This window comes from Photorhabdus africana, assembly GCF_035181445.1.
In the GTDB taxonomy this organism is placed as follows: Bacteria; Pseudomonadota; Gammaproteobacteria; order Enterobacterales; family Enterobacteriaceae; genus Photorhabdus; species Photorhabdus laumondii.
In genome coordinates this window covers 1-8,433 of record NZ_JAXBVE010000071.1, presented here as the reverse complement: position 1 = coordinate 8,433, position 8,433 = coordinate 1, and the positions used below count along the sequence as shown (strand labels likewise).

Genomic DNA, 8,433 nt, shown 5'->3' with positions numbered 1-8,433 from the left:
AAAAATCCCACAAATCCGACGCGGCACTCAGCCAGACACCGGGGGCAATACCGGCCCGGTTTGGTTCATTGTCACTGAGGACGCGGGTTAAAAACGCGGCCTCCGCTTTTTTCGGGTGCGCCATCATCAGATAGGCTTTAAGCTGGTTGTGCGCGGCTTTCACCTGACGGGCCCGTTGCCGGCTGCCCGGCGGCAGATTCACCAGCGCGCTCAGTTTTTGGTGCAGTATCGCCGCGGCCTTATCCCGTATCAGCCGGTTATTCATCTGGGTGTAATACGGCAGCACCGCCGTCAATAGCGGCTGATTTTGATTCAGCCCGAAACGCTGATACCAGGGGGCCCCGTGTTCGACCCGGAACTGCAACCGGCCCAGTTCATTACGCAGCGCCTTAAACGCCAGCAACTGGGCGTCGGACGCTTCCGGGCGGGCTTTCAGGTCGGTCATTGCCGCGTTGACCACCGCTATCTGGTCGCGGTTGGTGAAAAAGGAAAGCACAGTCCCGGCCCCCCACAATAAGGCCAGCACCATCAGGCCACGATAGACGTTGCGCCGCTGGATCCACCCGACCCGTCTGCCGCGCCGGTGCCGACTGTCAGCCAACACCCCCTGCCAGGCAAAATCGGGCAACCAGCTTTGCGGGCCTGCATCCGGGGTCGCTTTCAGCGGCAGACTGAACATCAACCCGCGCAGCAACACCACCTCACTGTACTCCGCCAGCCACGGCGTCAACACCTTGCGCCAGTGGGCAAGGCCTTTTTTCTCCAGGGTGGAAGCCAGCCGATACAAAAAATCATGGGCATTCTCGGGCAACAGTTGCTGCATCCCCCGCCGGCGTATCGGGTCAACCAACTGTTGCAGCTGGGTCTCCACAATCTCGGGGGTACAGCGTTCAGGAAAAAAGCTGCCCACCGCCTGAGTCACCCGCCCTTCCTGTGACCAGAGACTGTGACACACCTGCCACAGATAAACCGGGGCCTGCCAGTGCAACTGTCGGGCCTGTTTCTGTAACAAGCGCAGGGCGTTATCCATCCAGACCGGCTGGGCGCTCTGTTGTTCGGTCAGCGCCCAGACGATGCCGTTGAGCGGCCGGAGACGGCGCAAGCGACGCAGGGCCGCCAGTTGCGCGGTATCAGGTTCCGTGTGTTGTAAACTGCCGCCCCACAGCAGGAGCGTGCGATGGCCCTCCAGCCAGTGTTGGCTGGTCAGCCCCGGCGCAATGGCTTCCACCTGCTCCGCCTCGCCCATCACCAGCAAGATACGGACTTTATACCCCCAGAACAGGCCATAACGACGGTGCAGGCGATCGCCTAAGTCACCATAATTATACGGTTTGCTGACGGGCAAAAGTGGCCGGGTATCCGGCTTCGTGTCAGTCACTTTGTTTTTAACAAACAACGTGACCGTGATAAAACCCAGCATACTCACCACCACCATGAGCACCCAGGCTATTCCACAAACCCGTAACAAATGATTAAACGTCTCGGTATCCGTGGTTTGGTGTTCTCCCCAAAACCACCATCCCAGGCCGACTAACGAAACCAACAGGGTAATGGTTCCCACCAGTAAGATGAGCGTATTCACTACTGAAACCGGTTGTAATTTATTCTCTTGCAGTGCCATAAGATTTCACTATTCCAAACGCTAAAGCATGTTGAGGATCACGGGCTAACCACCCACAGGGCTGGCCGGTATTTTCCGCCGAGATAGCCGCCAGTGTTTGCACCACGACCGCTTCCATCCCGCCAATATTGCCCCAATTGAGATCCTGCACATGTTGAGTGACATTCCAGCTGGTCTCTTCCAGTGAGGAAACATCCGGCTGGGAAAACAGAAAACAGGGTTCCGGTGGCTGGGTGATATCCGCCTGCATCAGCGCCCGGGCCGCCACATCCATAACCTGTTCATCATCTTGAGTCTGAAAATATTCACCGCGGGTCAACGCCACCTTGCCGGTTTTTTTCAGCAACCAAATAAAAGCCGCTTCACCCGCCGGTAAGGCTGACTCCGCTTCACTGACTACACACTGACAACCGGCGCACAAAATAGTCGCCTGACTGCCCGTTGTCGCATTCAGCAGGTCAATCATCTCATCCAGGGTGTCAATACCACGCCAATATTGCGGCTGTTCGGGTAACACCACATCAGGAAACTGCACCGCCATCTGGGCGGCAAATCCCTGCCAGACAGCAGCAGAGCCCAGCCAGTAACAGTGCAGCGGCGTACATTTCAAGGGGTTCTGATGCTGACTCCGCCACTGATTCACCGCCATTTTTGCCAGCTGGATTTCCCGTTGCTCACTATCCGAGACAAAAGAACGCAACAGGCGAACTGCCGGACCGGTTTTTTCCCTGAGGGACTCTGGGCGACAATGGGACTGATTAATCACACTCAGCCACACATCAGGCGAGCTCCCCAACGGCCCGACCAACACCCAGTCTGCCAGCGCCATCTGCTGACGATGTTTACGCCACCAACGTTGTTGCACCCACTCAACCTGTTGCTGATAAATCCAGGCGTTATGCCGGGCAAAACGGTAAAACAGCCAGCGGAATAGCAGACATAACAGCCATAACGCCGCCAGTCCGGGGATCATGGCGTATAAGGCTGAAGTGTCACCGATTTCAGGTCTTATCAGCGCGACGATATTACTGACCAGCAATACCCCGCCGGCGCCTATTGCCAACCAGCGTTTAAAACGGGGAGGGGAAGCCTGACGGTAAGGCGGAAAAAGGGGACAGGTTTTCATGATACCACCTGATAATCGGGAAAAGAGCTGACTAACGTACAACCGCATTCACAACGATGACCGTGTAATGCCACCGGCTGACCCTCTATCAGGCAGGATGCACTCCCCTGAGCAATGGTGGTCATGCCATGGTGATGACACTGCACCGGATCACCCTTGCAGGCGATCGGTTGACCAAAACACAGATAGTGGCCCGACAACACCTTGCCGCCGTATTCACGCAGGCTGTCGCCCTGACGGATAACGTTCTTCATTTCTCCGGTCCCCCTCGCGGGGTCGGTTTCACCGTCTTTCCTGCCCAACGGGCCTTAAGATTTTCTTTGCCGATTTGCACTCGCCGCGCTTCGATAAACTGTCTCTGCTGACTCGTCACCTCGCCCACATGATGGGTGAATGCCTTCGTCTGCGCCGCATCCGGTAACAGGGGGATCAATTCTCGGGTGGATAAATCGTGGGCGCTCACGTCCAGCTGAGTGAAGTGAGCTTCGTTGATAGCATCCGCCACCATGTTGCCGACTTTTTTCCGTTTGAATATAAACAAGGCACTGCCAACCGATGACCTGGCCCCGACCACATTGCCGGCCACCGTCAAAAGCGACAGGGGTTTATTACACACTTTGCCGAAGTAAATCACCCGGTAACGGAAATAACCGCCCTCCGGTTCACGCGTATCCAGCGTAGAGTACATAAACCAGGCGCGGGAATCATGCACCTGATTGTCATACAGGGCCACCAGTAATGACGCCGGTGATTCTGGCTGACCCGCTTTTCCCGCCGGAGCCGTCAGGAAAAGCGGTTTGACCAACGCCTCTCCCGCCGCTTTCATTTGCTGATATTCCTTGTCCTCATCATCACTGTTCAACAGATAAAGGGCATTGCCCAGAATGTTATCGACAACAAATTGCATCACACTGTGTATCTCCCGCCGGTCTCCCCGGTAGTCACAGCTAAATTCCGCGGCCGCTTCCCGCAACTGATTCTGGGCAGTTTCCGGGTCAAAATCCGGCACACCCGGGACCAACACCGGCGACTCTCCCCGCCCACCGCTGGACGCAAAAGCCGTCCGTTGGGCTTTCCGTTGCTTTAACACCGCCTGCTGCTTTTCTTCCTGCGCCTGCTGACTTTGCTCATAGTGGGCTTTTTTCGCATCACGGTTGGGGGCTTCATGGAAAAACGGCGCACTGAGCAGCGTACCACCGGCGTAGCGGTTGATACGCCAGGCGGTCAGCCAGTCCATCTGGTTTTTCATGGCCTGCTCCAGTGCCACAGTTGACCGTACCGGTTCAAAGCGGGCAGCGTCCTCAACAGACAAGGGTTGTTTGGGCATCTCCAGGCCCAGGGTGACTTGACGCCAGGCGTTGAAGCGGTTGACTAGTTGTGAATCAATATTAAATTCGGCTACTAGTTCAAATGGCATTACACGCCACACATCTTTAGATAAGTCTTTAGGTAGAGATTCAGTTGGTACTTTCAATGGTGCTCCAACTTCAAACGCTGCGGCATACATTTCATGCAAGGCTATCTGCGATAAGAGTAATCCGTCTGTTTTACCTATTGATTTACCCTGCTCTCCCGGTGGATAACCGCCCCCTAAATCAGAATGCACCCCGGGATAAATCACCTCGGTACTGCCTGTCGGGTAGGTACCATCTGAACGGCGAATGGAATCCATCGGGAAACTCAACCGCTGTTCATGGGTCGAGACCAGATGCACACAGCGTTTCACCAGACCACCGTATGTCGCCTCCGCTGGCAGCTCCTGCGTGCCGTCTGCCCAGGCCATATGGCCTTCAACCACCGGAACCACATGGCTCACCCCGACCGACGCCACGGTGTCAAACAGCCCGAGAAACTCCACACTGATGGGCAGGTTACCATCCGGGTCGGTTTCGTTTTTCGCTTGCAAACACTGTGACGGTTTCAGGTTATCCCCCCTGGGTGGCGGCAACAGTTCGGCCAGCCAGTTGACAAAGGCCCGCGCCTCCGCGGCCCCGCGGGAGAAACCATACACATACAACTTCATTCCCAGCAGTTTGGATTTGCCCCGTCCCGGCTGGCGGCGGGCTATGACCAGCTCACGTTTTAAGCGGGCAAACTGCTTATAAAACTCGCCATAACGGTTATGCGCGCCACCCAAGCCCAGCGTGTGCCATGTGGTGGCCATCGCCTCAAGAGATTTTTGGCAAGCAGTATCATCAATTTTGTCGTTTGCTAATACGCGCTTTAATACATCAATCAGCCGCAGCAACGCCCAGTTGATCCGGTCTTCGCCCCGGTCGGCAGCGGCCAGTCCCAATGTACTGTAATCCAGATCATTAATTTCCGGGAAGGGGGTACCCACACCGGGAATATAATATTTAAAGTACTTTCCGCCAGTGCTGTCGACATCGTCCAGCAGCGGTTTACTCGCCGCACCACCGGCATAACCGGCCCCAATCGTCGTCTGGAAAAGACGGGCAATATTGGTTGGGTGGTGTGGAATGGCCTGATAAAGGTCGTTATATAAATTATTGCCGGTCCCGTCAAAAAACAGGCTGACGTGCAGGGTCTTACAGCAGGGCGGCACCACCCGACGATCCGCCGCCAGACACAATTCCTGATGGTAGGCCCTTTCATCACTGATCTGACGGTGACAATTTTGCCCGACCAGATAGCTTTTGACCGGCAACCGTCCCTGAGCCGGAAAGGGACCTGGCAACCAGGCAGCATCGTTATGATTTATTTCGGACATACTTTGGGCTCCTTCATTTTTAAAGGTTCTTTAATTGGATAATTGGGACTGTTATAGGTGCTACAGGAGGTGGTAACTTTGACCTGATCACAGGGTAAAAAATGCACCGTAATGCCGCAGGTGCGCTGCCCGGTATAATCGGGCACCGGCACTACCCGGCTATGCTGGCGTGTATAAGCATTCATTTTTTTTTCCCAAGCCAAATATTTATCTCTATCAGCGAACCCTGGGAATCCTTCCGAGCCCCCTGCTCCAGTCTCCCAATCCACCCGGACCGCCATACCCGGTTTCCATTTCGCTGGCACGCTATAGCAGCAGCCACCCCCTCCACCCTGGTACGGCCCGATAATATCGATACCGGGATTACCATCCACACTGAACCGATTAATCGCCCATTTAGTATGATTAATGGCCTCAATGGTTCCCGCCTGCGCCGGAAACTGGCTGCAAGCAACCAATAACAGACACAAAACCGCCAGCCTGAACTGTTGTTTTTTCATCTTCGACTCCTTCACATCGGTGATAATCTGGACTTGAAATGCCTGTATGCATTACTTCGGACATACTTTCGGCTCCTTCATTTTTAAAGGTTCTTTTATTGGGTAGTTCGGACTACCGTAGGCGTCACAAGAGGTCGTGACTTTAATCTGATCACAAGGCAAGAAGTGCACCGTAATGCCGCAAGTGCGCTGCCCGGTATAATTAGGCACCGGCACTACCCGGCTATGTTGGCGCTTCTGAGAATCGATTTTTGCCCGCCATACCAAATATTCATTCCATTTGTCGAAACCAGGAAACCCTTCCGTAGTTCCCACTCCGGTTTCCCAATCCACCCGGACCGTCATACCAGGCTGCCACTTCTCCGGGGCCCGGTAGCAGCCCCCCCCCACCGCCCTGATACGGCCCGATGCTATCGATACCGGGATTACCATCCACACTGAACCGATTAATCGCCCATTTGGTATGATTAATGGCCTCAATGGTTCCCGCCTGCGCCGAAAACTGGCTGCAAGCAACCAATAACAGACACAAAACCGCCAGCCTGAGCTGTTGTTTTTTCATCTTCGACTCCTTCACATGGGGGATAATTTGGATTTGATATGCCCAAGCACAAAGGATGCTCGGTCATCATCCAGTACAATAGGCTTGTCAGATGCTTCGACCATCAAGGCATAACTGTGGTTAAACAGTTGCTCACGCGAGACGTCCGGGTATTCGTTCTCATTCAATCGCGGCATAAGCTGATGCGCATCAGAAACACACAGGAGGAACTCCAGTTGCTTATCCGTGAGATCAATTTTCTCAATAGCGTCATTAACGGGCTCGGCATTCTCCTCACCCAAAAGAAACTTCGAGACGCCGTCACGATCAAGCCAGCTCCAGAACAGAACAGGTCGGAGTAATTGCTGTTGCTGCGCCTCATCCAACACATGAGAAAACAGCACAGGAAAAATACGCGGATCAAAAAAGCGTAAAATACCCGCCTGTCCCGCGTATGCGGCATCCACACATTGAATTAAATATTGAGACAACAGGTCAAATGACCATGACGAGCATAAAACCAGCAGCAACGGTTCTTCCCTTAAGCGCAAGATAATTTCCTGCATCCATTGCTGCTGGCCGGGATGTGTCAAATCAATCCGGATAAATACCGGCGCATCATCCACCCCCATCTCTTCGGGCAATCCCTGAAACAACGAGCACCATTTGATTTCAGGCGAAAAACTCTTCAACGCCGGGATCAGCGAGAACTCGCCCCCGGACTGATCCACAATGATATCGAGGCAATGCATGCCGACATCCTTTGCTGACGCCTCAAGTACGGCAATCCAGTCGGTTATTTGATCATCATTCATCGGTTATTTCCTCAAAACAAACCCTTGCGCCCTCTCCTGCGCTTTTTTCAGGCACTCTTTGCACACGGATTCAGGCAGATCAGGTAAGGGAAAATCCTGTTTCGCCGGGGCATCCATTTTGTGCTGCCCTTTCAGGCTTAACAGGCCCGGCCCGTGCATTTCAATTTCCCCAGACGGAGACAGACGGATATACGCGCCGCCACACGCCAATGTCAGGCCGTTTTTGGCGATAATCTGTACCTGGCCCTGAGTTGAATTGACCGTGACATCTTTTAATGCTGTGATACCCAGAACATCACCGTGTGACTCCAGAGCAAGCGGCCCTTTTCCCGATACCAGGCGCATTCCTTCGCTTTGCGCTAACAAGGAGATAGCCTTTGTCGCATTCACCCCAATTCGGCAGGCACTGGCGATATGTACCTCGCCCGCACTTTGGGCATAGAGTGCCTGACCACTTTGCACCATTACGCTCTGTGGGCTGACAATCCCTACCCCCTCCGGCGCACTGAGCAGCATGGCCGCCATTTTCAGTTGATCCACGCCCTGTAAATAGGTTTTCAGGCTCTCGATATCCGGCTGATAATTCAGGTGGGTTTGGGTTACCGCTCCCCATTCCATTACCTGGTTGACGGCACCTTTGACCAGACTGATGGCCGGGTTCATCGCCAGTACTTCCCCGTTGGCGTTGGCCTGTTTATCTGTACTGATAAACAGCCCTTTCCCGGCCCGGATCGCGCCCCAGTCATCAGTACGCAGCTCAAACCCTTCACCCCGTTTATCCGGGTGCGGTTTCTGGCTGTCAACCAGATGCCCCAGATTGAGCTGGCTCTTACCGCCGTATTCGGTACTCAGTTTGATGTGCTCCCGACCGCGTTCGTCATCCATGCGCAATTTGTTATTCGCCGGGGTACGCAGCACATTGCGTTTGTAGTTGAATAAGGTGACGTGATCCGGGTGTTTTGAGTCGTGCAGCGCATGGGCGATATAGGGCCGATCCGGGTCGCCCCCTTCAAATGCGATCGCCACCTCGGTACCTATCAGCAACGGCCAGTGAAAACCGTAGGTGTCACCCGCGTAAGGGCGGGCCAGACGCACCCAC

Annotated in this window: 7 protein-coding genes and 1 pseudogene; all 8 read right to left on the bottom strand. The window is 54.4% G+C overall.

The window, feature by feature from the left end; all coding sequences use genetic code 11:
- On the bottom strand, positions 1–1,621 hold a 1,621-nt coding region (locus tag SLS51_RS22040; protein WP_323840673.1), incomplete at its 3' end, for an ImcF-related family protein.
- On the bottom strand, positions 1,602–2,747 hold the full coding sequence (locus SLS51_RS22035) for a KPHS_23130 family T6SS system protein (RefSeq protein ID WP_323840672.1): 1,146 nt from the start codon (positions 2,745–2,747) through the stop codon (positions 1,602–1,604). The genes SLS51_RS22035 and SLS51_RS22040, both read right to left, overlap by 20 nt.
- Positions 2,744–3,001, bottom strand: coding sequence for a PAAR domain-containing protein (locus tag SLS51_RS22030; RefSeq protein WP_323840671.1), 258 nt, complete (start codon positions 2,999–3,001; stop codon positions 2,744–2,746). The genes SLS51_RS22035 and SLS51_RS22030 overlap by 4 nt, the downstream gene beginning before the upstream one ends.
- Positions 2,998–5,478 (bottom strand): T6SS phospholipase effector Tle1-like catalytic domain-containing protein, encoded by a 2,481-nt coding sequence (locus SLS51_RS22025; protein WP_323840670.1) that lies wholly within the window; start codon positions 5,476–5,478, stop codon positions 2,998–3,000. Before SLS51_RS22025 ends, SLS51_RS22030 begins: the two co-directional genes overlap by 4 nt.
- Positions 5,466–5,978, bottom strand: a complete 513-nt coding sequence (gene tli1a / locus SLS51_RS22020; RefSeq protein ID WP_323840669.1) for a Tli1a family immunity protein — start codon at positions 5,976–5,978, stop codon at positions 5,466–5,468. The genes SLS51_RS22025 and tli1a (SLS51_RS22020) overlap by 13 nt, the downstream gene beginning before the upstream one ends.
- 51 nt (positions 5,979–6,029) lie before the next feature.
- A pseudogene (gene tli1a / locus SLS51_RS22015) lies at positions 6,030–6,540 on the bottom strand (Tli1a family immunity protein).
- A gap of 11 nt (positions 6,541–6,551) precedes the next feature.
- Positions 6,552–7,334: a toxin Tle1 chaperone Tla1 gene (gene tla1, locus SLS51_RS22010; protein WP_323840668.1), complete on the bottom strand. Its 783-nt coding sequence runs from the start codon at positions 7,332–7,334 to the stop codon at positions 6,552–6,554.
- A 3-nt stretch (positions 7,335–7,337) separates the two neighbouring features.
- On the bottom strand, positions 7,338–8,433 hold a 1,096-nt coding region (locus SLS51_RS22005; protein ID WP_323840667.1), incomplete at its 5' end, for a DUF2345 domain-containing protein.